Below are 23,937 nucleotides of genomic sequence, written 5' to 3'. Positions count from 1 at the left end.
CCTTCTGCAATCAATAAAAAAAGACGAAAATCAAATGATTTTACGTCTTTTTTCCACAACTAGCCTATTCCTTCAAACATACTACTCTTAACTTTTCACTAGAACGTTCTTTAATTCTTCTGTTAAGATTGGTACTATTTCAAACAGATCACCAACGATTCCATAATCTGCTATTTCAAAAATAGGTGCTTCTGGATCTTTATTAATCGCTACAATTACTTTGGAGTTTGACATCCCTGCAAGGTGTTGAATAGCTCCTGAAATACCAATCGCAAAATATAAATCAGGTGTGACGACTTTTCCTGTTTGCCCAATTTGCAGCCCGTAATCGCAGTAGTCTGCATCACAAGCCCCACGGGAAGCTCCAACAGCTCCACCTAATAGATCAGCTAGCTCTTGAAGTGGTTCGAAGCCTTCTTTGCTTTTAACCCCTCTTCCTCCTGCCACAACTACGTTTGCTTCAGAAAGGTCTACACCTCCTGTAGCTTTTCGTACTACATTTTTAATGGTTGTACGTAAATCTTTGATTTCTACTTTAAGATTGGAGACATCCGCTTTTCGTGCAGGGTCAGGCTCAAGTGCAGCAATGTTATTCGGACGAATTGTTGCAAATACTACACCTTCCTTTACTTTTTTCTTTTCAAACGCCTTCCCAGAATAAATTGGACGCGTAAAAACAGCATCTTCTCCATCAAGTTCAACCGAAACAGCGTCTGAAACAAGACCTGACTGTAACTTCATTGCAAGACGTGGCGAAACATCCTTGCCAATTGATGTGTGACCTAGAATCACTCCTTCTGGATTTTCAACGTCAAACACTTGCAACAAGGCTTGTTGATAGGCATCTGTTGAATAGCTTACCAAATCAGCATGATCAACAACAACAATACGATCAACCCCGTATTGAGCCATTTCCTCAGATAAACCGCTTACATTTTTCCCTAATAGAACACCTACCACTTCTCCTCCATTGGCAACTGTTTTTCCTGCGGCTATTGCTTCAAACGAGACGTTGCGCAACTCTCCATCCCTAACTTCTCCAATGACAAGTACTTTTTTCGCCATATTGATCCCCTCCTATTTATATGACTTTCGCTTCAGATTTAAGTAATGAGACAAGTTCTTTTACTCGGGCAGCCGAATCCCCTTCGAGTATTTTCCCTGCTTGCTTTTCTGGTGGTAAGAAGATTTCGATCGTTGTTGTTTTCGCTTCAACACCTTCTTCATCCAAGTCAAGGTCATCTAAATCAAGTGTTTCCAATGGCTTTTTCTTTGCCTTCATAATCCCTGGTAATGAAGGATACCTCGGCTCATTAAGTCCTTGTTGCGCTGTAACAAGAACCGGAAGAGATACGTCAATCGTTTCTTCGTCCCCTTCAACATCTCTGACAATTGTTGCTATTTGACCAGCAACCGTCAACTTGGTGATCGTCGTAACTTGTGGAATGCCTAAAATTTCTGCCACTCTTGGACCGACTTGACCAGAACCTCCATCTACAGCAACATTTCCACCTAAAATAATATCAGGTTCTTGATCTTTTAAATAAGCTGCAAGTAAAGTAGCTGTTGTAAATTGATCTAATTCATCCAATTCCTCACTGTCAATTAAAATAGCTTTGTCAGCCCCCATTGCGAGTGCTGTTCGTAGTTCTTTTTCTGCCTCTTCTTCACCAACAGTGATAACTGTCACTTCTCCACCATGTTCATCTCGTAAGACAATCGCTTCTTCAATGGCATATTCATCGTATGGATTAATGATAAATTCAGCTCCGCTATCATCAATTTGGCCACCACTAATGGTAATTTTCTCCTCTGTATCGAATGTGCGTTTCATCAAAACAAAAATATTCATTTTCGTCCCTCCTAATATTCTTATAAGATTACTAGTTTTAAAGGTTGAAATCACCATTGTTATTATTCTATTGATCAATACCACTAAATCATGATTACTTCTTGTTTTTATTAAAGATTGGTTTGCGCTTTTCCATGAAAGCGTTAATCCCTTCTTTTGCATCATCCGTTTTAAATATTTGACCAAATAACTCAGCTTCACGAATCGAACCCTTTTCATGGTTATGAGATTGGTAATACAACAATAACTCTAAAGTCATTTTGACTGCTATTTTGCTTTTTGCTGCTATTTTACTAGCTAGCTTTTGAGCTTCTTCAAAAAGAGTCTCTTCTGGAAATGTTGCATTCACTAGCCCTAGCTGCTTTGCCTCCAGGCCGGTTATTGGATCACTTGTTAAAAGCATTTCACAAGCTTTTGCTCTACCTACAAAACGAGGAAGCCTCTGACTCCCAGAAAACCCAGGTATTAGACCAAGTTGTAATTCAGGCAGCCCTAGTTTGGCATCCTCTGTTGATAATCGAATGTGACATGCCATCGCAAGTTCCAATCCCCCTCCTAATGCAGCCCCATGAATAACAGCAATAATTGGTTTAGAGAATTGTTCCATTCTGTCAAATAATTGTTGACCACTTCTCGCATGTTTTTCATGGTCTTCCTTGTCTGTTATTTGCGTAAACTCTTTAATGTCTGCACCAGCAGCAAAGAACCGTCCCTCTCCATTAATAAGAAGAACGTTTACCTCTTCCTTTGCCTCAAGTTCTGTCAAAGCTTGATCAAGTTCTTTCAAGACAGCTCTTGACAAAGCATTTGCTGGTGGCCTTTGTAATGTAATTGTAGCAATCTGATTACTAATATTAACTTTTATAAACTCCACATTCTCACTCCTATCGTGAAGGTTTCGAACGAAGTCCGCCGAGTAGCATTTTGTGAATTGAAACAGCTAACCCACTTAAATCATACTTACACTCTTTCATTACCCAGTTTGTCACTACCTCATCAATGGTTCCAAATATCATTTGCCTTGCTAATCGATTATCCAAGTCTTCAAGAAAAAATCCATTTGATTTTCCCTCAGTTAATAATTCATCTACTAATACTAAATACCCTTTTAAAATTTCGTTAATTTTCAAACGAAGGTCTGTATTAGATTGACGTAATTCAAGTTGTGTAACGATCGCCAAATGATGATCTTGTTCTAGTTGTTCTAGATGTTTTGTAATGAGTAGTAAAAACTTATCTTCAATCGATAAATCTTCTGTAATCTGGTTACGAATAATCTGTACAAAATTACCCATTTTTTCCTCAAAAAGTGATGTAAGTATGTCTTCCTTATTTTCGAAATATAAATAAATGGTTCCATCTGCCACACCAGCTTCTTTCGCGATTTTGGAAACTTGAGCTTGATGATAGCCGTGATTTGCAATCACTTTTACTGCTGCATCTATAATCTGATTATATTTAGGTCCTTTTTTCTTTCCCACTGTTGTCTCTCCTTTGCTATGAATGAATATTCATTCATAAATCTTATTTTAGTGAAAAAGAAATTTAATGTCAATGATATCCTTGTAATTTTCGGTCAGGTTAACTTGTTTTTTCTTTCCTTAGCTTTTGCTTTTCTTCGTCTATTAATACTCGTTTTAATACTTTGCCAACCAACGTTTTAGGTAATTCATCTCTAAATTCATACTTCCTCGGAATTTTATATGCTGCAAGATTTTTTCTGCAATAAGCAGTTAACTTTTCTTCCGTTAACGTTGAACCTTCTTTTTTTACAACGAATACTTTTACCGTTTCACCACGATATTCATCTGGAATTCCTATCGCAACAGCCTCTTGAATGTCTTCATGATTATAGAGCACTTCTTCAATTTCTCGTGGATAAATGTTAAATCCACCGGCGATAATCATATCTTTTTTTCGGTCGACAATATAAAAATATCCTTTTTCATCCATATACCCCATATCTCCAGTTAGAAGCCAATCTCCGTTCATCGTTGCTTTTGTATCTTCAGGACGGTTCCAATACCCCTTCATCACTTGTGGACCACGAACAGCTAATTCACCAACTTCACCAAGCTCCGCCGGTTCTCCTGTCTCCATCGACAATATTACCGCTTCGGTATCAGGCCATGGAAATCCAATACTTGCTTCTTGGCGCTTCCCCCATACCAAATTACAATGAGTTACTGGTGATGCTTCTGTCAGCCCATACCCTTCCACAAGCTTTCCACCGGTCAGCTTCTCAAAACGCTGTTGCACGTCAACAGGTAATGATGCCGAACCACTTATGCATGCTTTAATTGAAGAGAGATTGTACTTTTGAATATCGGGTTGATTAATTAAGCCAATATACATAGTTGGTGCACCTGGAAAGGAAGTGATCTTTTTATTTTGAATAATCTTCAAGATTTGTTTTGGATCAAACTTTGGCACAATGTGCAGCTCATTTCCCATTGACAAGGTAAGATTCATGCATGTAGTCATCCCATATACATGAAAGAAAGGTAGGGCAGCTAGCGTTCGTTCTTTTCCCTCCTCTAACTTGTATAACCAATGGCGACATTGAACTGTATTGGCAACTAAATTTTGATGGGTAAGCATAACTCCTTTTGCAACACCTGTTGTTCCACCTGTATATTGCAATAATGCTAGATCTTCTTTTGGATTTATACTTACATTTGGCCGCTCTTTTGATCCAGACTGTGCTAATTGTACAAAGCGATGTGTTTTTTCATTGTATAAAATGTCTACTTTTAATCCCGTATTCTTTTTTTGAATAAATGGGTAAATTAAGTTTTTTGGAAATGGTAGATAATCTTTGATAGCGGTTACAATTATATGTTCTAGTTTTGTTGATTTCCTGACCTTCATTACTCTTGGATACAATAAATCCAGACACAAGATGATCTTTGCTCCTGAATCAACTAATTGATGCTCTAATTCTCGTTCGACATATAATGGATTTGTTTGAACTGCGACCCCTCCAGCCATTAACGTTGCGAAATAGGCTATCACTCCTTGAGGACAATTAGGTAGCATGATGGAAACTCGTTCACCCTTTTGTAAGCCTAGCGTTTGTAATTGATTTGCAAAGCGCCTGACCGATTGATCGAACTCTCTATATGTAAGCGACTTACCCATGAATTCAAGCGCTACATGATCAGGGAAACGACGGCCAGCTTGCTCAACCAATTCGTGTAAAGAAAGATTAGGATATTCAATTGAAGTTGGTATTTCTATGTGATAATGTTCTAGCCAATTCATCTTGACTTCGTTTAGCAAGTAAATAGCCTCCTTCTTACTCTCCTCTCAATCTGTATTCATCCTCTCTTCTCCATTGTAATGAATGTTCATTCATTTTTAAATAGATTTTTGGTGTTTTTTAATTTTTTCTTGCCTCGTTGCTAATTTAGGGGTTATCTCAAGGTCAAAAAAGCCCTTAGGATAACCCCTCTAAATAATTAATATGAATAATAAAATGTCCCTACTTCTTACTCATTACTTGCCTTTTGTTCCTCTGCAAGCTTTTCTTTTTCTTCTTCTATAAGAACACGCCGCAAAATCTTACCTATTAATGTCTTCGGTAATTCATCCCTGAATTCATAATATTTCGGTACTTTATAAGCAGCCAGATGCTTTCTGCAATATTGGTCTAGCTCTTTTTCTGTAAGAGTTCTTCCTTCTTTTAAAACAACAAATGTTTTCACAGTTTCTCCGCGATACTCATCAGGAACACCAATCACAACAGCCTCCTGTATCGCTTCATGTTCATAAAGAACTTCCTCAATCTCTCTTGGATATATATTGAATCCACCAGCAATGATCATATCCTTTTTACGGTCAACAATATAGAAATAGCCCTCTTCATCCATATAACCCATATCACCGGTTAAGAACCAATCCTCTTTAAATACTTGTGCAGTTTCTTCTGGACAGTTCCAATAGCCTTTCATCACTTGTGGACCGCGAACAGCAATTTCTCCAACCTCTCCAACTTCACATGATTCGCCTGTTTCTGCTGACATAACTTTCACATCTGTATCTGGCCAAGGAATGCCTATACTTCCAGATTTCCTTTTTCCCCAAATTGGATTTGCAACTGCTACTGGAGATGTTTCTGTCAGTCCATAACCTTCTACAAGTTTACCTCCTGTTAAGGTTTCAAATTTTTGTTGCACTTCTAATGGGAGTGGAGCAGCCCCACTTAAACAGGCTTTTATCGATGATAGATCATAATCTTTAATTGTTGGGTCGTTAATTAACGCGACATACATTGTTGGCGCACCTGGAAAAAGGGTGATATTTTGTTTTTCTATTGTTTTTAACACATCTTTTATGTCAAACTTTGGGAGTATAACCGTTGTAAATCCATTCATAATGCTTAGATTCATACAAACGGTCATTCCATACACATGGAAAAACGGCAAAACAGCCAACATTTTTTCTTTACCTGGTGTTGTTTTATATGTCCAATGAATACATTGCATTGTATTTACTACTAAGTTTTGATGAGTAAGCATAACCCCTTTTGCCGGTCCTGTTGTTCCTCCTGTATATTGGAGGAGCGCTAAGTCCTCAACAGGGTCCATTTCAATCTCAACTTCTTTCGTTGTCCCGGCTTTTAAAAATGGTTTAAATGCAATGGTATGTGAATTATAAACAACCTCTACTTTAATGCCTGTAGTTTTCTTTTGAACGAAGGGATAGAGTACGTTTTTAGGGAAAGGCAGATAGTCTTTAATACTTGTAACAATGACATATTCCAGATTGGTTTTTGAACGTACCTTTTGAACGCGTGGAAAAACGAGATCTAGACAAATGATTACTTTTGCCCCGGAATCAATAAGCTGATGTTCTAGCTCTCTTTCAACGTAAAGCGGATTGGTTTGAACGACAACTGCCCCAATCATTAGAGCACCGTAATAACTGATGACTCCTTGTGGACAATTCGCAAGCATGATAGCTACTCGATCTCCTTTTTTCACACCAATTGATAGCAATTGATTAGCAAATTTCTTTGATTCTTCATATAACTCTTTATAAGTTATATCCTTCCCAAGAAAATGCAAAGCTTCATGATTTGGGTATTTCTCAGTCGAGCGCCTCAAATAGTCATGTAAGCAACTTTCATCATACGAAATTGTGTGGGGTACCTCTTTAGGATAGCTTTGTAACCAAACCTTATCGATTGTCGTCAACACTATCTCCTCCTTGCCATCTTGTAATTACTCCTTTCTCATCGTTCATTCTCCTCTTCTCTATTCTATTGCAAACGCTTACAGTTTTGTATAACTTTTTCTGTATTTTTGAAATTTTCTATAAATAATTTGACCTATATGATGAAAAGGCTTCTGAAAGTATCCCCTTCTTCAGAAGCCTTCTGTATTCAGAAGCAAAAATGTAAATTGCTCTTTGTGTTGGATAAAGCCTTCACGTACTTCTTCTTTATACTCAATTAAAATATTCGTTTGCTCGACTGGCTCTGGTGTTGTGAATCCAGCCACAATAATTTTGTCACTATTTGCTTCAAAAGGGTCCGTTATATCAATCGTTCCGTTTTCTATTGATACAGTCATTTTTGAAATATTCGCACTCCCTAAGTATTGTAGAGAAATCTTGTACTCCCAGTGTTGCTCTTTATTTTTACGAGGTGTAATTTCTGCTTTCCACTCTCCTTGAACCTGTTCGAGCGTGCGCATGAAGTATTGCTTTTCTCCTTTTATTTCAAGCTTAGCGGTTCCTTCATGAATAAAATTTTCTACTTCGGCACTCCCACTCGTACATCCTGCCAACAATAATGCGCATACGAACATTGTAAAAAACATTTTCATTTTCTTCCCCCACCTAATCACAACGTCATTTAATTACCACAGTATTAAAACGCCATGTTGTATAAAATAGTTTCAAACCCTCAACAAAAAAGCAGACTTATTTGAACTACCAAACAAGCCTGCTTTCAATTTTTTAAGGAGCAAAAAAGAGCATAAATATAATTCCTGCTACGATAAATGCACCACAACTAACATATAAAATTTTCATTAAAAGCTCCACATGTATGACTCCTTTATCTAGCAATAATACTTGCTCCGATGACGTATGACAATCCAATGGAAATCACCATTGCAATAAAGCCAACGGCCCGATTATCACGTTTTATTTCTTCGTCTACTTTAAATCCTGGTGTTAAAAACTCAAACACAAAGTAACTTACAAGTAATAAGAAGAAACCTAAGACGCCCCAGGCGAGCATCATTAACATTGAATCAGAATACCCAATGGAATGTCTAAAAATATTAGCCACCCCAAAGATTTTGCCTCCTGTCGCTAAGGCAACGGCAACATTTCCATTTTTGATCTCATCCCAATTTCGATATTTCGTTACTGTTTCAAAGATCGTTAAAAACAGAATCAGGGCAAGAAGAGAGACGCTATAGTATGCTGCAGTTCGCATCCATTCATTTTCAAGTAGTACGTCCATATCAATCGCCTCTTTTACTTCAATTCAACGACCGTATTTCCAAGGCCGCCTTCGTTCATACCGCCATCTCGTTCTCCTTTTACGTGGGGGTGTTTTTTAAGGAGCTGCTTTACACCTTTACGAAGTGCCCCGCTCCCTTTCCCATGAATGATTGATACTTGATGGTATCCAGCTAATAATGCATCATCAATATATTTTTCAACACGAAGCATTGCATCTTCAAATCTTTCGCCACGAAGATCTAACTCTGCTTTCACATGAGATTCTCCCCCTCTTATCATCGCAAGAGGTTTCGTTTCTACTGGTTTTGGACGATCTAATAACTGGAGATCATCCTTTTTCACTTTCATTTTCATAATCCCCATTTGGACTTGGAATTCTTGATCACTAATTTTTTCTACAACAAAACCTTTTTGTCCAAAACTAAGGACCTTTACTTCATCACCAGGCTGAATGTTTTGTTTCGCTTTTGCTGCATCTTTTTTGATCTTCTTTTGCTTTGACGTTAATTTTGGCGTTGCTTGTTCAAGATGCTTCTTCGCATCGATAATCTGATGCTCTTTCACAGATAGCCCTTCTTTTTGCATCTCTCTTAATTCACCAATAATAAATTCAGCTTCTTCTTTCGCTTCTTTTACTGCTTTTTCTGCTTTTTCTTCTGCTTCTTTGAAGATGCGCTCTTTTTCACGCTCTAGTTGATCAAGTTGTTTAATAAGATCTTCTCGTAATTTTTCAGCCTCTACACGGAGAGAGCGAGCTTCTGCTCTTTCAGTTTCTGCCGACTTTTGGCTCGTTTCTAGTGAGGTAATCATCATTTCAATTTGGTTTGTTTCGCTATCAATTTGTTCCTTCGCCTTTTCAATCACTCGCTCATCCAAACCTAGTCTTCTAGAAATCGCAAATGCATTACTTCTTCCAGGTACTCCAATCAAGAGACGATACGTTGGTCTTAATGTCTCTACATTAAATTCTACACTTGCATTCATCGCTCCCTCACGATTGTATGCATAGCCTTTTAGTTCACTATAATGCGTTGTCGCTACCACACAGGCACCGCGATTATATACATCGTCCAAGATTGAAATAGCGAGTGCTGCCCCCTCTGTTGGGTCTGTACCCGCTCCCAATTCATCGAATAAAACTAGACTTTGGAAATCGACTTTATCCAAAATGTCCACAATGTTTGTCATATGAGAAGAGAACGTACTTAAACTTTGTTCAATTGATTGTTCATCGCCAATATCAGCAAAAACTTGCTTAAATACTGCCAATTCAGATTCTTCTTCCACTGGAACGTGCAAACCCGATTGTGCCATTAGAGTAAGCAATCCAACCGTTTTTAACGTAACCGTTTTTCCTCCGGTATTAGGCCCGGTTATAATGAGTGAGCGATATTCACCGCCAAGTTCAACGTCAATTGGTACTACTTCATCTTCATCTAATAAAGGATGGCGTGCTCTTTTCAAATACATATAGCCATCTTCATTTAGCTTTGGCTCAGTTGCTTTAATTTGCTGAGCATAGCGTGCTTTCGCAAAAATAAAGTCTAATGCAGCAAGAATCGTTAAGTTATGCAAGAGGGGATCAGCAACCTCAGCGACCTGATTCGAAAGCATCGCTAAAATTCGTTCAATTTCTTGCTTCTCTTTTACTTTCGCCTCGCGCAATTGATTGTTTAACGTAACAATGGCTTGTGGTTCGATAAATAATGTTGCTCCAGAACCAGATTGATCATGAACAATCCCTCCAAACGAACTGCGATATTCCTGTTTCACAGGAATAACAAAACGGTCATTTCGAATGGTAACAATCGCATCTGATAACATCTTTTGTGTACTCAAGGACCTTGTAATACTCTCTAATTTAGAGCGGACCGCCGCTTCATAGCTGCGCACTTGCTGCCTAATCGTTCTAAGCTCATGACTTGCTGAATCAAGAACGTTCCCATTGTCATCTATGCATTGTTTTATTTCGCGCTCAACATCAGTTAATGGTTCCACTTGCATAGCATACTCATAAAGCAACGGTAACTCAATTTCTTCTTCTTCCACCATTGTTGTGATAAACTTTTTAAGCCTGCGACCTCCATAAATCGTACTAGCAATGGAAATTAACTCATTTGCTGCGAGAGATCCTCCTATCTTTGCTCGTTTGGCATTTGCTGCAACATCAGTAATCCCACCTAGTGGAGCTTGACCTTTTAATCTTAAGACTTTTGCCCCTTCTGCCGTTTCATGTTGCCATACTCGAACTTCTTCTAGATTCGTTGACGGTTGTAATTGATCAATTTTTTGTCTCCCTAAAGAAGATGATACATGATCAAGCAACTGTCTTTTCATTTTTTCAAATTCTAATACTCGTAACACACGTTCCATAGACGTAACTCCTTCTTAGTCACAGGGGCATAAGTTAATTAGAAACAACTCATCCACCCTATCTACTTTTATATAAGAGTACCTTTTAATGAGAGTCAGGAATTTATCCTTCCTACCTGTTAAGAAAAGCTTGTAGTTTTTCTAATGGCCAAGTATTGATGACGGAATCTGGTCTGAGCATCGCTTTTCTTGCCACTGAAGTACCGTAAGACATCAGGTCCAGGGATTCCTTACTATGAGCATCTGTATTAATGGCCAAAACGACACCTGCTTCTTCTGCCTTCTTCAACCAATATGCCGATAAATCCAATCGATGTGGATTGGCATTTAACTCAAGGGCCGTATTTGTTTCCTTCGCTAATTGTATGAGCATATCGACATCAACATCATAGCCATCACGTTTGCCAAGTAAGCGTCCCGTTGGGTGTGCAATTAAATCGACATGTTTATTTTCAAGTGCCGTTCTTAAACGGTTCATAATTGTTTCGCGATCCTGCTGGAATGATGAGTGAATCGCCGCAATGACAAAATCTACATCTACTAAGATTTCATCATCATAATCAAGTGTACCATCAGGTAATATATCCATTTCAATTCCTGTTAATATCCTAAAGTCATCGTACTCTTCATTTAATTTCTTTATTTTCGCATGTTGTTCTTTTAACCTTTCAGCCGTTAATCCATTAGCAACACGTAAAAATTTAGAGTGATCCGTGATGGCAATATACTCATATCCTTTTGCTCTTGCAGACCTCACCATATCTTCAATAGAGTGAGCTCCATCACTCCACGTTGTATGCATGTGCAAATCACTTCGGATATGTTCATCTGAAATGTACGTAGCAGGAGTACTCATTAGTATTTCTGCTTTTTCTACTTCCCCTTGGTCTTCCCTAGCTTCAGGAGGAATAAATGCAAGTTGAAAATGTTCGAAAAATTCTTCTTCTGTAGCAAATGTTTTGATTGCGCCAGTCTCAAGATTTTCAACCCCATACTCACTAATTCGTTCTCCTCGTTGTTTAGCAAGTTGACGCATCTTAACATTATGATTTTTCGATCCTGTAAAGTGATGAAGAGTCGTTGCAAACTCTTCTGGTAGTACTAATCTAAAATCAATTGATATCGGAAATTCATCTGTAATTTCAACAGAGACTTTTGTATCACCACTAGCAACCGTTTTGCTAATGCCGTCTAGATTTAGGAGACTAGCCTTTACTTTTTCTGGCTCAGTTGTTGCGATAATAAAATCAAGATCTTTCACTGTTTCACTTAATCTGCGCAAACTTCCTGCACGCGAAAAACGTAATACACCATCCATTTTTTCTAGAGCTCGTTCAACTGTTTGAGCAATAGGTAAGACAACAGGAAGTGCCAAGCGTTCTGGACGGGTACTTGCCTCTTGAATGGCAAGGAGGATTTTCTCTTCCGTTTTCTTCCCAAATCCAGCGAGCTGCTGAACTTTTTTCTCTTCACATACTTGCTTGAGTGTATCAATACAAACAACATTAAGTTCTTTATATAGTTTTCCAATCTTTTTGCCACCTAATCCTGGAAGCTTCAGCAGTGGCAATAAACCAGAAGGTACCTCTTCTTGTAATTGTTTAAGTAAGGAACATTCTCCAGTACTTTTAAGTTCTGTTATGACCTCAGCTGTTCCTTTACCAATGCCAGTAAGAGAGGCTGGATTGTCTATCTCATCTAACGTACGCTCATCAGACTCTAATGCAAGTGCTGCTTTTCGATAAGCTGATATTTTAAAGGGGTTATCCCCTTTGATTTCTAAATAAGTCGCAATGGTCTCTAAGTAACCAATGATATCTTTCTTGTTCATCTTCATCGTTCCTTTCTTCTATCCTCCATCATACCGATAGTTAGCAGAGAAAATCAACGCATGTACATAAGAGCCGCGCATGCGACCTTTTCTTATTCGAGTAAACTGTATGGCTTATGCGAAAGATCCCTGTTAGGTTCTCTTACCTTTTTAATAGGCTGCTTTTGCATACATTGTTTTTTTTCGGGGTACGTGTTCTCCTCATGTTCGTTCCATTGCGCTCCAGCCCCTCGCTTTCCGCGGGGAGGTGTCGAGCCCCTACCTCTTCATCCCGCAGGAGTCGAGTGACTTCCGCTCCATTTCACTAAGAGAAAAACGTTTCTTCACAGCATCAATCGTTACGAAAACAGCTTTTAAAAAAAGGCACAGAAAAAGGTCGTTTTCACCTTTTCAGTGCCCTTTAAACAATGAACTTTAAAAAAATGCCTGCTATTCGTTATAGTTGATTATTTATCCATAGCTCTTTCAACCAATTAGAGAGAAAAGGTGTATGATTAAGCATGACTTGTGCAACGATGGATCGTTGCATTACATCCTGAACAACCTCAATTGGTAATAATGCTACAACAAATAAAACAACAAACAAGATGAGATACGTCTCTACGAAACAAAGGATTCCGCCCAATAATTGATTAATAGAACGTAAAATTGGCAAATGTGCAAGAAAATCCAACATAGAACCTAACAAATGCAGGACAATCTTTGTACCAAAGAAAAGTATAGCAAAGGCAATCCCCGAATAATATACGCTTTCGGCATCAAACGTATTAATGATCATGCCTACTGTACTATCGGAAGAAAATTGCGGGTATGGGACCCATAAACGGATGTACGAGGCAAATTCTCCAAAGTATGTATAGGCCACAATAAGAGCTACAACAAAACTAATTAAATGAATAATTTGGAGAATGAAACCTCTTCTTCTACCAATAAAGAAACTACAAAATAAGATAAATAGAATAAGAAAGCTAAGCATGTTAATCGTCTCCTGTCGATCTTTCTTCGTTGACTTTTTCGTTTAACATTTCATTTTCCTTCTGTAATTTTACATAATCATCAACAATATTTACAGCTGTTAATACCGCTAAACGTGTTGTATCAAGATACGGATTACGTTTTTTTATTTCTCTCATTTTCTGATCCACTATACGGGCGACATCTTTTACATATGCCGGAGGCTCTTCACCGACGACTGTGTACTGTTGACCATATATTGAAACAGTTATCCGTTGCTTTTTCTTTTGCTCTGCCACGGAAAAGCCTCCTATCTATCAGTAAAAATGCAATGTTGAAATTAGCCATAAAAATACCATCTTCTATCATACCATGAAGGTTCTTTTAAGGAAATACAGTGTTTCAAAAAATGTGATACGTTTAGTCATTTTTCGCTCTAATAATCTAAAAATATACATATTACAAACCGCACTAAGTTATTACTACTTATATATTGTAAAAAGACTGTTGAGCGGTAGTTACTCAACAGCCTCATTCTTTATCCTCTTAATGAAGCTCCTACATGTTCTTCAAGCATCTTCAATACTTCTGTATGAGCTTCTATTACTTCGTCATCAGTTAATGTTCTTTCAGGATCAAGATACGTTAATGAGAAGGCAAGTGACTTTTTCCCTTCTTCCATATGTTCGCCTTCATATAGATCAAAAAGTCGAACGTCATGTAACAATTCTCCACCAGCCCAACGAATGACCGCTTCTACTTCTCCAGCAGAACGGTGTGTATCTACTACAAGGGCAATATCACGAACCATAGCAGGGTATCGTGGCAACGACTTGTAAATAACTGAATTCGTTTCATGCGTTAGCAGTGATTCAAGTTCCAGTTCATAGACGTATGTTTCTTTTAGCCCTAATTCCTTCTGCAAGGCCGGGTGAACTTGACCTACAAATCCAATTTCTTTTCCGTCCAGCTTAACAAGTGCCGTTCGCCCTGGGTGTAAGTCAGGTAGTTTTGCTTGTTCAAAAACAATTTTCCCAAAGACTCCTAGCTGTAAGAACATCTCTTCGAGGATGCCTTTCACAACAAAGAAATCAACAACTTTTTTCTCTCCTTGCCAATTATGTTCATGCCATAGCCCTGTCAATGCACCTGCAACCATTTCACGTTCAGTAGGTTGTTTTGTTAATGTCTCTTCATCTGTTAAGAAGATCGAACCAATTTCAAATACATGTACATTGTGGTTTTTACGGTTCACATTATAACTAAGAACATCAAATAAGTGCGGGATCAAGCTTGTACGCATTGTACTACGATCCTCACTCATTGGCATTGCTAAACGTACTGGGCTTGTTTGATTCGTTTCAAAAGCAAACCCTTTCGCCTTTTGGGGACTTGTTAATGAATACGTAATAACTTGAGAGAGCCCAGAACGCTCTAACACACGGCGAACATGACGTCTCTTTTTCTGATATTCTGTCAAAGCTCCTTGAGTTGTTGCACCAACCGGAAGGGTTGTCGGAATATGATCATATCCATATAATCTTGCTACTTCTTCCATTAAGTCTTCTTCAATTTGAATATCAGCGCGGCGAGAAGGGATAGTAACATGTAAAACGTTGCCATCTTGTTCATACGTAAATCCTAATCGTGACATGAACGATGCGGCTTCCTCTATTGTTACATTCATTCCTAAACGATTGTTAACTCTTTCTAGATCAAGTCGAACTGTAGCCATATCATAAGAAAGCAGATCTTTTTCAACAACACCAGATACAATAGTACCTCCTGTTAATTCAGCAATAAGAGCGGCTGCTCTCCTACCCGCTGCAAGTACTCGATCTTGGTCAACACCCTTTTCGTATCTTGTACTAGCATCACTTCTTAGCCCTAAATCTCTTGATGCTTTGCGGATTGTTGATCCTTTAAAATAAGCAGCTTCTAAAAGGACCGTCGTTGTCCCTTCATGAACTTCAGATGTTGCCCCACCCATGACACCAGCAATGGCGACAGGCTCTTTGCCATTTGTTATGACAAGATGATCACTCGTTAGCGTTCTCTCTTGATCATCTAATGTGACAATTTTTTCTCCGTCATAAGCACGACGAACTAGAACTTCTTTGGAGCCAAAGCGGTCATAATCAAATGCATGTAACGGTTGACCGTATTCAAGTAACACATAATTCGTTACATCAACGACATTACTAATTGGACGAATTCCTGCTGCCATCAGACGATTTTGTAACCACAGAGGTGATGTACCTACTTTCACATCTTTAATCATAATCGCACCGTAGTAAGGATTATCTTCTGTTGCTTCCACCTCTACATTAATGTAGTCAGAAGCAGATTCATCATTTGTTACAACTTCAATATTAGGAAGAGTCACTTCACGTTCATATAGAGCTCCCACTTCATAAGCTACACCTAACATATTTAAGCAATCTGAACGATTTGGCGTTAAATCCAACTCTAATATTTCGTCATCCAAGTTAAGTGCGGCAAGGGCGTCACTACCAACTTCAACTTGATCTTGGAAAACATAAATCCCTTCAGAGAACTCCTTTTGGACAAGTTTCCCTTCAATCCCTAGCTCTTGTAAGGAGCAAATCATTCCTTGTGACACTTCTCCACGTAATTTTGCTTTTTTTATTTTAAAGTTACCAGGAAGAACGGCTCCAACCTTTGCAACTGCGACATGCTGTCCGGCTGCGACATTCTTTGCACCACAGACAATTTGCACGAGTTCATCTTCACCAATATCAACTTGACAAACATTCAATTTATCTGCGTTTGGATGTTGTTCACATTCTTTTACATATCCAACCACTACTCCTGAAATTCCTTTATTTAACTTGTGAACAAAATCAATTTCAATCCCGCCACGCGTCATCTTTTCTGCAATCTCACGCGCCGAAAGGTCTTTCACATCAATGTAATCTTGTAACCATTTATAAGAGACTAACATATTTTTTCCTCCTTACACCCGTTTGAACTGCGCTAGAAAACGTACATCATTTGTATAAAAATGACGAATGTCATCAATATCATACTTAAGCATCGCTAATCGCTCAACACCCATACCAAAGGCAAATCCGCTGTATTTCGTAGAGTCAAATCCACTTATTTCTAATACTCGTGGATGAACCATTCCCGCACCTAACACTTCAATCCAACCAGATTGCTTACATACACGACAGCCTTTTCCACTGCACATTCCACAAGAAACATCTACTTCTACAGAAGGCTCTGTAAATGGGAAAAAACTTGGACGTAAACGAATTTCTCGATCTTCCCCAAAGAATGATTTAGCAAATTGTTCCAAAACTCCTTTTAAATCACTCATGCGTACATTCTCATCAACAAACAAACCTTCTATTTGCATAAATTGATGTGAATGAGTTGCATCATCATCATCACGACGGAAAACTTTTCCTGGACAAATGACCTTTACTGGACCTTTTCCTTTATGTAATTCCATCGTTCTCGCTTGAACAGGAGACGTATGTGTTCTTAGTAACAATTCTTCTGTGAAATAAAAGGAATCCTGCATGTCTCGTGCTGGATGATCTTTTGGTAAGTTTAAGGCTTCGAAATTATAGTAATCGACTTCAACTTCTGGACCTTCTGCGACAGAGAAACCAAGTCCTAAAAATGCCTCTTCCACTTCTTCAACTACTTGAGTTAACGGGTGAGTAGAGCCACCATGAACTGGACGCCCAGGTAATGTCACATCAATACTTTCACTTGCAAGTTGCCGTTCAATGGCTGCAGTTTCTAATTCCTTTTCTTTTCGTTCAACTTGTTCTTTAATAGCATCTCGTACGTCATTAGCCATCTGGCCAATGACCGGGCGCTCTTCTGCTGAGAGTTTCCCCATTCCACGTAAAACCTCTGTAATTGGACCTTTTTTCCCTAAATATGCCACTCTCACATCCTGCAATGCTTTTACATCTTCAGCAACATCGACTTTCGCCAACGCCTCATCACGCAAGGCTTCTAAACGTTCACGCATCATTTTTCCTCCTTCAACATAACCATTCTCATTTAAAAGGGTACCCTCAAAAAATATTGGCCAAAATAAAAAGCCTTCGCTCCCGCAAAAGGGACGAAGACTCGTGGTACCACCCTTATTAATGAAGAGGGAATCCCCCTCATTATCTTCATTGCTCTAACGGTCGAAACCGGGATCACCTTCACAAGGTTGTACTTGTGGTCCAGTGCCTGCTCCAGAGTGAATTCGGTTTTTCCTTCCATAAAAATGCTTTCAGTCTAAGGCATCTTCTCCCTGAATGGTGGTTAAAAACGTACTACTCTCTTTCTTAGCATTTAAAATATACTGATTTATTTATTATAGTGAATATACTTTCTTCATGCAACCATCTTTGCCATTATCCCCTCAAATAATACAGCAAAATGCCTGCAGCGACTGAAACATTTAAGGACTCTGCTTGACCATGTATCGGAATATAGATGTTTTGGTCTGTTTTTTCTAATAAAGGTTGGGCTACACCCTCTCCCTCGTTCCCCATAATGAGTGCAAAGTGAGATTGAGGTTGGATAGCAGAATATGAGCTTGCCTCATTTAATGCAGTCCCAAAAACGGGGATGGATGATTTTTTAAAGACTTCAATCCATTTTTCTAAATTCCCCTTGATTACTGGAAGATGAAAAATCGAACCTTGAGTGGCACGAATCACTTTGCTATTAAAAACATCCACACTTCCTTCTCCAAGAATCACGCCCGTCATTCCAGCAGCATCAGCTGTACGGATCATCGTACCAAGGTTTCCAGGATCTTGAATTCGATCTAACAATAAATATTGCCCTGTTACCTTATCCACGTTAGGTTCAGTGGGAATAACACAAACAGCCGCTATCCCTTGAGGCGTTTCTGTTTCCGATAGTTCTTTCATTACTTGGTCGCTTACGATGATCATATCTTGGTCTTGCATCGATAATGATGAAGGCAAGATCGCACCTTCTGTCATTAATATGTATTCTACAGCCATGTTAGCTTTCAGAGCTTCTTCGACGAGGTGATACCCTTCGACGAGAAAACGGCCTGCTGTCTCTCTTCCTTTTTTCGTATGTAGCTTCTTCCAGCGTTTGACATGCTCATTTTTAACTGAATCAATTCGTTTCATGCTCTACTCCTTTTAATCCTTCTTTCTCATTTCTCCATCATACCCATTTTTTTCGTCATAATCCAGTCCACACTGTACATACTACAAATAGATTTAATACTATCACTTAAAGGAGTGCTAAAATATGAGCTTTAACTTACGCGGTGCCATCATGGCAAATATCAAAGGAAATTCACAGGATGAAGTAGAAGCAGTGATTGTTGACGCTGTTCAACGCGGCGAAGAAAAAATGCTTCCAGGTTTAGGTGTGATGATGGAAGTATTCTGGAATAATGCAAGTGAGCAACAAAAAGACGAAGTTTGTCAACAAATTAGCCAAGGATTGCAATAGGAACTAAAGGGTGCTCAAGCTAAGCTTGAGCACCCTTTTCAATTATGAGAATGTAATTTTCTCGACTGTATCTTTATCAAGCTTTTTAATAACCTCAACGATCAACTTAACTGCATTTTCATAGTCATCACGATGTAAGATAGCAGCATGTGTGTGTATATAACGAGTTGCTACTGTGATGGATAAAGCCGGAACACCATTTGCTGTTAAGTGAATCGCTCCAGAATCGGTACCACCGCCAGCCATTGCATCGAATTGATATGGGATATTATGCTCATCTGCTGTATCTGTCACAAAGTCACGTAAGCCTTTGTGAGAAATCATCGAAGCATCATACAATACAATTTGAGGCCCATCTCCCATCTTTGCTAACGCTTCTTTTTCTGTTACACCTGGTGTATCTCCAGCTATCCCAACATCCACACCAAAACCAATATCAGGTTGGATTAAGTGTGCTGATGTACGTGCACCACGAAGACCGACCTCTTCTTGTACGGTACCAACACCATACACAATATTCGGGTGGTTCTCTCCTTGTAGACCACGGAGGACATCAATTGCAATAGCACAACCAATACGGTTATCCCATGCTTTAGCCATTAATAGCTTTTCATTTTTCATAACAGTAAATTCACAAACCGGAACGACTGAATCACCAGGACGCACTCCAAATTCCATTGCTTCCTCTTTACTTGTTGCACCGATATCAATAAACATATCTTTTTTATCAACAGGTTTCTTTCTTGCTTCAGGAGCTAGAATATGAGGAGGTTTTGAGCCGATTACTCCTGGAATATTCCCTTTTTTTGACATAACTGTAACACGCTGAGCTAGCATAACTTGTTCCCACCAGCCACCGACTGTTTGAAAACGAAGAAATCCTTTCTCATCAATACTAGTCACCATGAAACCAATCTCATCAAGATGGCCTGCAACCATGATTTTTGGTCCTTCGGCATTGCCTGTCTTCTTCGCAACAAGACTTCCAAGTTTATCTGTTGTTACCTCATCAGCAAATGGGCTAATGTATTTTTTCATTACCTCTCGAGCTTCACGCTCATTTCCAGGAACTCCATTTGCATCTGTTAAATCCTTTAACATTTGTAAACGTTCATCAAGATTTGTCATTATGTATAACCTCCTAAGTATCAACTATATTTTCAGTATACAGAAAACAATTTCGCTGCTCAAATGAAACTAAAACAAGACTGCTAGTACCTACAAACTAAAAAAAGGCTACTTCCCTGAGGACACTAAAAAAAGATCAACTTTCTCCTTTTCATTGGCTTTAATTTCGTTTATCAATTCCCTAATACCCGCTATCTTGTCTTTCGTGATTCACTCTATTCTTCACTAAATAAGCTTTTTCTATTTCTTCATTTGAGAAACCAAGTTGTTGACCTAATGTAAAAAATCCATCAACAAGTTGTTGAAATTTTTCTTGTGTCCGGTCAGCATCTAGTTCGTGTGCTTGATTCATAATAAAAAGAAACTGATCAGTAACACTTGGTCGTTGTTGATTATATTCTTTCACCGTAACCGAAGTAAAGTTTAATGTTAACCCTAGTGTCAATATAAAGTGCAACCCGTCTACATATTCTTCTAAAATTACTGAACGTTCCGAGGATAACTTTAGGCTCCAATATTTAAAGCATCTTGTTTCATTGGCTAGTTCTGCGATTTCAACAACGAATGCAAGTAGTTGTTCCTTAAATAAATCACGGTCCATCAGGTGGTGCTCTTGAACAATTCGGTCGTTAAGCTCTTTTTGAATGGCAAATAATTTCTCTATTTCCATAGACAATCCTCCTATCTATTTAATTATAACAATTTTTTAAAAAAACACGTAACCAAAGTCCAAGTGATTCGTATAACATAATAGCTTTACTTTATTAATAAACCTATGTCAAAATCAAAATACATTCCAATGATTTGTACCTCATAAGGAGGAGATTATTCATGGTAATTTTATTCCGCTTGTTGTTGTTAATCGCTTTATTTGTACTTGCTTATAGTGCGTTTAAGTACTTATTTCACCCACGCAGGAAACTAGAACAAGCTCATGACCGAAAGCAATATTTCTTTTATGACGACGACAAAGATGTTCGTAAGAATTTTCTAATCACCTACAAAGGTGTTATGTTTGAAGGGGAAAAATATCTCGGAACAACAGAACAGTCCTTTGAAATTATTTCTATTTATGTTTGGGCAAAGCAAACGGATCAGCTAACGGGATTGAGCAGAGAAGACTTTCAATTTATTGCAGATGATATTCATTTACGTTACCCGAATGCTAAAGTTGAATGGAAAAGTCCAATTAAAGAACTACTTAGAAAGTAAATGACTAAAAGGGTTCTCAATAGGTCTTTTTTCGGAGGCCTATTGAGAACCCCTTACTTATTGTTTAGACGTTGAGAAGAAGTCATCCCATTTAATATTCGTTCGTTTTTTACGAAAAAACAAAAATAAAATCGCTAAAAATGTAGCAAAGACTACCGTACCAGCTAAGGGCAGTTCATGAATCATATCCCCAAATGCCGTATAGACCACTGCCGGTGGAATACTTACAAAAAAGGAAAATTTCGTATATTCTTTTAAATTCTTTGTTGATTCAATCAAATACAATGAAACTAAATGAAAATGAATAAATGGCATCAACCTCATAATCATCATTTGGACAACCGTTAACTGATGTTTCTCTTTTAGAAATGTCTTTTTCAATATCGTCAGTTTCTCTCGCATGCTTGGAAAAATATGAATTAGACCATAAAAGACAACACTTACAGCCGTAAGCCCTAATATTGAATAGATGGACCCATAAACCGTCCCAAATAGATAACCACCAAGTAGGCAAATGAGTAAGACAGGAATAAAAAATACTTGCCTAAAGACATGGAGTAAGACGAAAAATAGCGGAGCAAACCAACCACTTTGTTCTATAAATTGAAATGAACGTTCTAAAAACTCCTCCATTAGTAGTCCCCCTCTCTCTAGTCTATGCCGAGACTTTCAGTAAGATGAAGACAAGTACGGTAAATTGAATCACAATCATTAAAGGAATTCCGAGAGTAAAACTTTTGTGCCTTGTTTTATGCCGAAACTTCTTCATACCTGCATAAATACCAACACTTCCTCCAACTAACGCTAACAAAAACAAAGTCTTTTCAGGTACTCTTCTTTGACGACTTTTGGCTTTTGCCTTGTCCATGCCCATTATAACAAATGCTAGGATGTTAGCGAAAAGAATATAGATCGTTATGATCATTTTTAGATCCCCCTACCTTTTAGAAACAATGGAAAAAAGCCGATCTTCCTTTTTCCATTGCCTCTAGAAAACGTTATATTTCCGTTTCTATGAATTTAGACCTTTTTTGACAAAATAAAAAAACGCGACTAGTAGCCGCGCTTTTTTTATTTTTATGCATTAAGGCTTGCTTTTGCTTTTTCAGCAAGTTGTGCAAATGACTTTTCGTCAGTTACAGCAAGTTCAGCAAGCATTTTACGGTTAACATTGATATCAGCAAGCTTTAAACCGTGCATGAAACGGCTGTAAGAAAGACCATTCATACGAGCAGCTGCGTTGATACGAGTAATCCATAGCTTACGGAAATCGCGTTTCTTGTTGCGACGATCGCGGTAAGCATAAAGTAAAGACTTCATTACCTGTCCTTGCGCTGATTTAAATAATGTATGTTTAGAACCGTAATATCCTTTAGCTAACTTTAATACCTTTTTACGACGACGACGAGCGACATAACCGCCTTTTACTCTTGGCATCGAAGTTCCCTCCTTTTTCTAAAAAACGAATCAATTATTTTTTGTACGTTAACATTTCACGAATACGTTTGAAGTCACCAGAATGAACCATTCCAGCTTTGCGTAATTTACGCTTTTGCTTTTGTGACTTGTTACCGAATAAGTGACTAGTAAATGCGTGCGAGCGCTTAAGCTTTCCAGATCCAGTCTTCTTAAAACGTTTAGCTGCTCCACGGTGAGTTTTCATTTTTGGCATAACTCAGGTCCTCCCTTTAATCTTGTTCAGCAAAGAAATTACTTCTCAGTTTTAGGAGCCATGATTAGGAACATACTACGTCCTTCCATCTTAGGCATTGATTCAACTGTTGCAATGTCTTCACATTCTTTTGCAAGACGCTCTAATACTTTCCGTCCAATTTGAGAATGAGTAATGGCACGTCCACGGAAACGGATCGCTGCTTTTACTTTATCTCCCTTTTCAAGGAATTTTCGAGCATTACGAAGCTTCGTATTAAAATCATTATCTTCAATCGTCGGGCTCAGACGAACCTCTTTCACGTTGATAACCTTTTGTTTCTTACGAGCTTCCTTATCTTTCTTTTGTTGCTCATAACGGAATTTCCCGTAGTCCATGATGCGACATACAGGTGGTTTCGCAGTTGGAGCAACACATACTAAGTCAAGATTGACGTTTTGTGCCATTTCAAGTGCTTCTTGTTTAGACTTAACGCCGACTTGGTCGCCGTTTGCTCCAATAAGACGTACTTCACGTGCACGAATCCCTTCATTGACCAACATGTCTTTACTAATAATGAGCCACCTCCAAAGGATTTTAACGAATCAAAGCAAAGTTTGCATGAACATTGTAGTCCAATGCACCTTCATTCAAGTACAAAAAAAGTGTAGGCGCAATAATACGCCCACACTTCGTCCATTCGTAGAAATGAAACTGTTCATACCTGTAAACTGCATACGCGTCAATCAGGTGAGAAGCGGGCGCTTCTGCTTGCTTTGTTTCCAATGTTAAATTGTTTACTCAATGACTATATCATAACCATCGAATCACGTCAACTCTTTGGTGGCCGACTTAATTATTCTACCTCCTGAAATAGAAGAATGCAAGAGAATATTGCAAAAGGGTGATTTTCCCTTTTGCAATATTCTCTATGCGATGAGCGGAGCCGCCGTTATGTTTTAAGCCTTTTAGGAGCGGTTT

At 38.5% G+C, this 23,937-nt stretch carries 24 protein-coding genes and 2 other annotated features; of the genes, 2 read left to right on the top strand and 22 right to left on the bottom strand.

The features are described from left to right. Positions 1-87 precede the first annotated feature (87 nt). From MF646_RS22130 to MF646_RS22060, 15 genes are all read right to left on the bottom strand, one after another. Positions 88-1,065 (bottom strand): electron transfer flavoprotein subunit alpha/FixB family protein, encoded by a 978-nt coding sequence (locus MF646_RS22130; protein ID WP_250098675.1) that lies wholly within the window; start codon positions 1,063-1,065, stop codon positions 88-90. A 16-nt stretch (positions 1,066-1,081) separates the two neighbouring features. Continuing rightward, the gene (locus MF646_RS22125) at positions 1,082-1,852 is read right to left on the bottom strand and encodes an electron transfer flavoprotein subunit beta/FixA family protein (RefSeq protein ID WP_250098674.1); all 771 of its coding nucleotides are present in this window, start codon (positions 1,850-1,852) and stop codon (positions 1,082-1,084) included. 94 nt (positions 1,853-1,946) lie between these two features. Continuing rightward, positions 1,947-2,726 (bottom strand): enoyl-CoA hydratase, encoded by a 780-nt coding sequence (locus MF646_RS22120; protein WP_250098673.1) that lies wholly within the window; start codon positions 2,724-2,726, stop codon positions 1,947-1,949. Positions 2,727-2,736: 10 nt separating this feature from the next. Next, positions 2,737-3,333 carry a TetR/AcrR family transcriptional regulator gene (locus tag MF646_RS22115; RefSeq protein WP_250098672.1) on the bottom strand — a complete coding sequence of 199 codons (597 nt, stop codon included), beginning with the start codon at positions 3,331-3,333 and terminating at the stop codon, positions 2,737-2,739. A gap of 100 nt (positions 3,334-3,433) precedes the next feature. Continuing rightward, entirely contained in the window at positions 3,434-5,116 is a 1,683-nt protein-coding gene (locus MF646_RS22110; RefSeq protein ID WP_250098676.1) for an AMP-binding protein, read from the bottom strand. 227 nt (positions 5,117-5,343) lie between these two features. Next, complete coding sequence (locus tag MF646_RS22105; protein WP_250098671.1) at positions 5,344-7,053, bottom strand: long-chain-fatty-acid--CoA ligase; 1,710 nt, start codon at positions 7,051-7,053, stop codon at positions 5,344-5,346. Positions 7,054-7,221: 168 nt separating this feature from the next. Then, positions 7,222-7,683, bottom strand: a complete 462-nt coding sequence (locus MF646_RS22100) for a hypothetical protein (RefSeq protein WP_250098670.1) — start codon at positions 7,681-7,683, stop codon at positions 7,222-7,224. 233 nt (positions 7,684-7,916) lie between these two features. Beyond that, positions 7,917-8,330, bottom strand: a complete 414-nt coding sequence (locus tag MF646_RS22095; RefSeq protein WP_250098669.1) for a DUF350 domain-containing protein — start codon at positions 8,328-8,330, stop codon at positions 7,917-7,919. Between the two features lie 14 nt (positions 8,331-8,344). Next, entirely contained in the window at positions 8,345-10,705 is a 2,361-nt protein-coding gene (locus tag MF646_RS22090; protein WP_250098668.1) for an endonuclease MutS2, read from the bottom strand. A 112-nt stretch (positions 10,706-10,817) separates the two neighbouring features. Further along, positions 10,818-12,542, bottom strand: coding sequence for a DNA polymerase/3'-5' exonuclease PolX (gene polX / locus MF646_RS22085; RefSeq protein WP_250098667.1), 1,725 nt, complete (start codon positions 12,540-12,542; stop codon positions 10,818-10,820). A gap of 430 nt (positions 12,543-12,972) precedes the next feature. Beyond that, positions 12,973-13,512 carry a CvpA family protein gene (locus MF646_RS22080; protein WP_250098666.1) on the bottom strand — a complete coding sequence of 180 codons (540 nt, stop codon included), beginning with the start codon at positions 13,510-13,512 and terminating at the stop codon, positions 12,973-12,975. A gap of 1 nt (position 13,513) precedes the next feature. Continuing rightward, on the bottom strand, positions 13,514-13,789 hold the full coding sequence (zapA, locus tag MF646_RS22075; RefSeq protein WP_250098665.1) for a cell division protein ZapA: 276 nt from the start codon (positions 13,787-13,789) through the stop codon (positions 13,514-13,516). A 239-nt stretch (positions 13,790-14,028) separates the two neighbouring features. After that, entirely contained in the window at positions 14,029-16,455 is a 2,427-nt protein-coding gene (gene pheT / locus MF646_RS22070; protein ID WP_250098664.1) for a phenylalanine--tRNA ligase subunit beta, read from the bottom strand. A 12-nt stretch (positions 16,456-16,467) separates the two neighbouring features. Continuing rightward, entirely contained in the window at positions 16,468-17,502 is a 1,035-nt protein-coding gene (gene pheS, locus MF646_RS22065) for a phenylalanine--tRNA ligase subunit alpha (protein ID WP_250098663.1), read from the bottom strand. Between the two features lie 86 nt (positions 17,503-17,588). Beyond that, positions 17,589-17,820 (bottom strand) — a binding site (T-box leader). 58 nt (positions 17,821-17,878) lie between these two features. Continuing rightward, positions 17,879-18,634, bottom strand: coding sequence for a TrmH family RNA methyltransferase (locus MF646_RS22060; protein ID WP_250098662.1), 756 nt, complete (start codon positions 18,632-18,634; stop codon positions 17,879-17,881). 124 nt (positions 18,635-18,758) lie between these two features. Here MF646_RS22060 and sspI point away from each other — a divergent pair, with 124 nt between their 5' ends. Then, on the top strand, positions 18,759-18,965 hold the full coding sequence (sspI, locus tag MF646_RS22055) for a small acid-soluble spore protein SspI (protein ID WP_250098661.1): 207 nt from the start codon (positions 18,759-18,761) through the stop codon (positions 18,963-18,965). A 42-nt stretch (positions 18,966-19,007) separates the two neighbouring features. Here sspI and MF646_RS22050 read toward each other — a convergent pair whose 3' ends face one another. Beyond that, positions 19,008-20,093 (bottom strand): M42 family metallopeptidase, encoded by a 1,086-nt coding sequence (locus tag MF646_RS22050; RefSeq protein ID WP_250098660.1) that lies wholly within the window; start codon positions 20,091-20,093, stop codon positions 19,008-19,010. 181 nt (positions 20,094-20,274) lie between these two features. Beyond that, entirely contained in the window at positions 20,275-20,763 is a 489-nt protein-coding gene (locus tag MF646_RS22045) for a dUTP diphosphatase (RefSeq protein ID WP_250098659.1), read from the bottom strand. A 161-nt stretch (positions 20,764-20,924) separates the two neighbouring features. On the opposite strand from MF646_RS22045, the gene MF646_RS22040 reads away from it, so the two are divergent. Beyond that, positions 20,925-21,305, top strand: coding sequence for a sigma-w pathway protein ysdB (locus MF646_RS22040; protein ID WP_250098658.1), 381 nt, complete (start codon positions 20,925-20,927; stop codon positions 21,303-21,305). Positions 21,306-21,362: 57 nt separating this feature from the next. On the opposite strand, the gene MF646_RS22035 is transcribed toward MF646_RS22040, so the two are convergent. The 5 genes from MF646_RS22035 to infC all read right to left on the bottom strand — a co-directional run bounded on the left by MF646_RS22035 (position 21,363) and on the right by infC (position 23,519). Beyond that, positions 21,363-21,938, bottom strand: a complete 576-nt coding sequence (locus tag MF646_RS22035) for a TVP38/TMEM64 family protein (protein ID WP_250098657.1) — start codon at positions 21,936-21,938, stop codon at positions 21,363-21,365. A gap of 22 nt (positions 21,939-21,960) precedes the next feature. Further along, on the bottom strand, positions 21,961-22,230 hold the full coding sequence (locus tag MF646_RS22030) for a DUF1294 domain-containing protein (RefSeq protein ID WP_250098656.1): 270 nt from the start codon (positions 22,228-22,230) through the stop codon (positions 21,961-21,963). A gap of 152 nt (positions 22,231-22,382) precedes the next feature. Continuing rightward, positions 22,383-22,742, bottom strand: coding sequence for a 50S ribosomal protein L20 (gene rplT / locus MF646_RS22025; RefSeq protein ID WP_034627110.1), 360 nt, complete (start codon positions 22,740-22,742; stop codon positions 22,383-22,385). A 34-nt stretch (positions 22,743-22,776) separates the two neighbouring features. Next, positions 22,777-22,977: a 50S ribosomal protein L35 gene (rpmI, locus tag MF646_RS22020; RefSeq protein ID WP_034627113.1), complete on the bottom strand. Its 201-nt coding sequence runs from the start codon at positions 22,975-22,977 to the stop codon at positions 22,777-22,779. A 38-nt stretch (positions 22,978-23,015) separates the two neighbouring features. Next, the gene (gene infC / locus MF646_RS22015) at positions 23,016-23,519 is read right to left on the bottom strand and encodes a translation initiation factor IF-3 (protein WP_250098655.1); all 504 of its coding nucleotides are present in this window, start codon (positions 23,517-23,519) and stop codon (positions 23,016-23,018) included. A 90-nt stretch (positions 23,520-23,609) separates the two neighbouring features. Next, positions 23,610-23,735: a sequence feature (ribosomal protein L20 leader region), on the bottom strand. Positions 23,736-23,937: the final 202 nt, after the last annotated feature.

It is taken from the genome of Halalkalibacter alkaliphilus, from assembly GCF_023555415.1.
Classification (GTDB): domain Bacteria; phylum Bacillota; class Bacilli; order Bacillales; family Bacillaceae_D; genus Halalkalibacter; species Halalkalibacter alkaliphilus.
Note: the sequence above shows the minus strand (reverse complement) of the source record. Positions and strands in the feature narration are given on the sequence as shown.

What these genes read in the sequence shown, in the direction of transcription:
- MF646_RS22130 (WP_250098675.1), bottom strand. Translation starts at nt 1,065, where the DNA reads ATGGCGAAAAAAGTACTTGTCATTGGAGAAGTTAGGGATGGAGAGTTG.
- MF646_RS22125 (WP_250098674.1), bottom strand. Translation starts at nt 1,852, where the DNA reads ATGAATATTTTTGTTTTGATGAAACGCACATTCGATACAGAGGAGAAA.
- MF646_RS22110 (WP_250098676.1), bottom strand. Translation starts at nt 5,116, where the DNA reads ATGAATTGGCTAGAACATTATCACATAGAAATACCAACTTCAATTGAA.
- MF646_RS22100 (WP_250098670.1), bottom strand. Translation starts at nt 7,683, where the DNA reads ATGAAAATGTTTTTTACAATGTTCGTATGCGCATTATTGTTGGCAGGA.
- MF646_RS22095 (WP_250098669.1), bottom strand. Translation starts at nt 8,330, where the DNA reads ATGGACGTACTACTTGAAAATGAATGGATGCGAACTGCAGCATACTAT.
- MF646_RS22090 (WP_250098668.1), bottom strand. Translation starts at nt 10,705, where the DNA reads ATGGAACGTGTGTTACGAGTATTAGAATTTGAAAAAATGAAAAGACAG.
- polX (WP_250098667.1), bottom strand. Translation starts at nt 12,542, where the DNA reads ATGAAGATGAACAAGAAAGATATCATTGGTTACTTAGAGACCATTGCG.
- MF646_RS22080 (WP_250098666.1), bottom strand. Translation starts at nt 13,512, where the DNA reads ATGCTTAGCTTTCTTATTCTATTTATCTTATTTTGTAGTTTCTTTATT.
- pheT (WP_250098664.1), bottom strand. Translation starts at nt 16,455, where the DNA reads ATGTTAGTCTCTTATAAATGGTTACAAGATTACATTGATGTGAAAGAC.
- pheS (WP_250098663.1), bottom strand. Translation starts at nt 17,502, where the DNA reads ATGCGTGAACGTTTAGAAGCCTTGCGTGATGAGGCGTTGGCGAAAGTC.
- MF646_RS22060 (WP_250098662.1), bottom strand. Translation starts at nt 18,634, where the DNA reads ATGAAACGAATTGATTCAGTTAAAAATGAGCATGTCAAACGCTGGAAG.
- sspI (WP_250098661.1), top strand. Translation starts at nt 18,759, where the DNA reads ATGAGCTTTAACTTACGCGGTGCCATCATGGCAAATATCAAAGGAAAT.
- MF646_RS22050 (WP_250098660.1), bottom strand. Translation starts at nt 20,093, where the DNA reads ATGACAAATCTTGATGAACGTTTACAAATGTTAAAGGATTTAACAGAT.
- MF646_RS22045 (WP_250098659.1), bottom strand. Translation starts at nt 20,763, where the DNA reads ATGGAAATAGAGAAATTATTTGCCATTCAAAAAGAGCTTAACGACCGA.
- MF646_RS22040 (WP_250098658.1), top strand. Translation starts at nt 20,925, where the DNA reads ATGGTAATTTTATTCCGCTTGTTGTTGTTAATCGCTTTATTTGTACTT.
- MF646_RS22035 (WP_250098657.1), bottom strand. Translation starts at nt 21,938, where the DNA reads ATGGAGGAGTTTTTAGAACGTTCATTTCAATTTATAGAACAAAGTGGT.
- MF646_RS22030 (WP_250098656.1), bottom strand. Translation starts at nt 22,230, where the DNA reads ATGATCATAACGATCTATATTCTTTTCGCTAACATCCTAGCATTTGTT.
- rplT (WP_034627110.1), bottom strand. Translation starts at nt 22,742, where the DNA reads ATGCCAAGAGTAAAAGGCGGTTATGTCGCTCGTCGTCGTCGTAAAAAG.
- rpmI (WP_034627113.1), bottom strand. Translation starts at nt 22,977, where the DNA reads ATGCCAAAAATGAAAACTCACCGTGGAGCAGCTAAACGTTTTAAGAAG.
- infC (WP_250098655.1), bottom strand. Translation starts at nt 23,519, where the DNA reads ATGTTGGTCAATGAAGGGATTCGTGCACGTGAAGTACGTCTTATTGGA.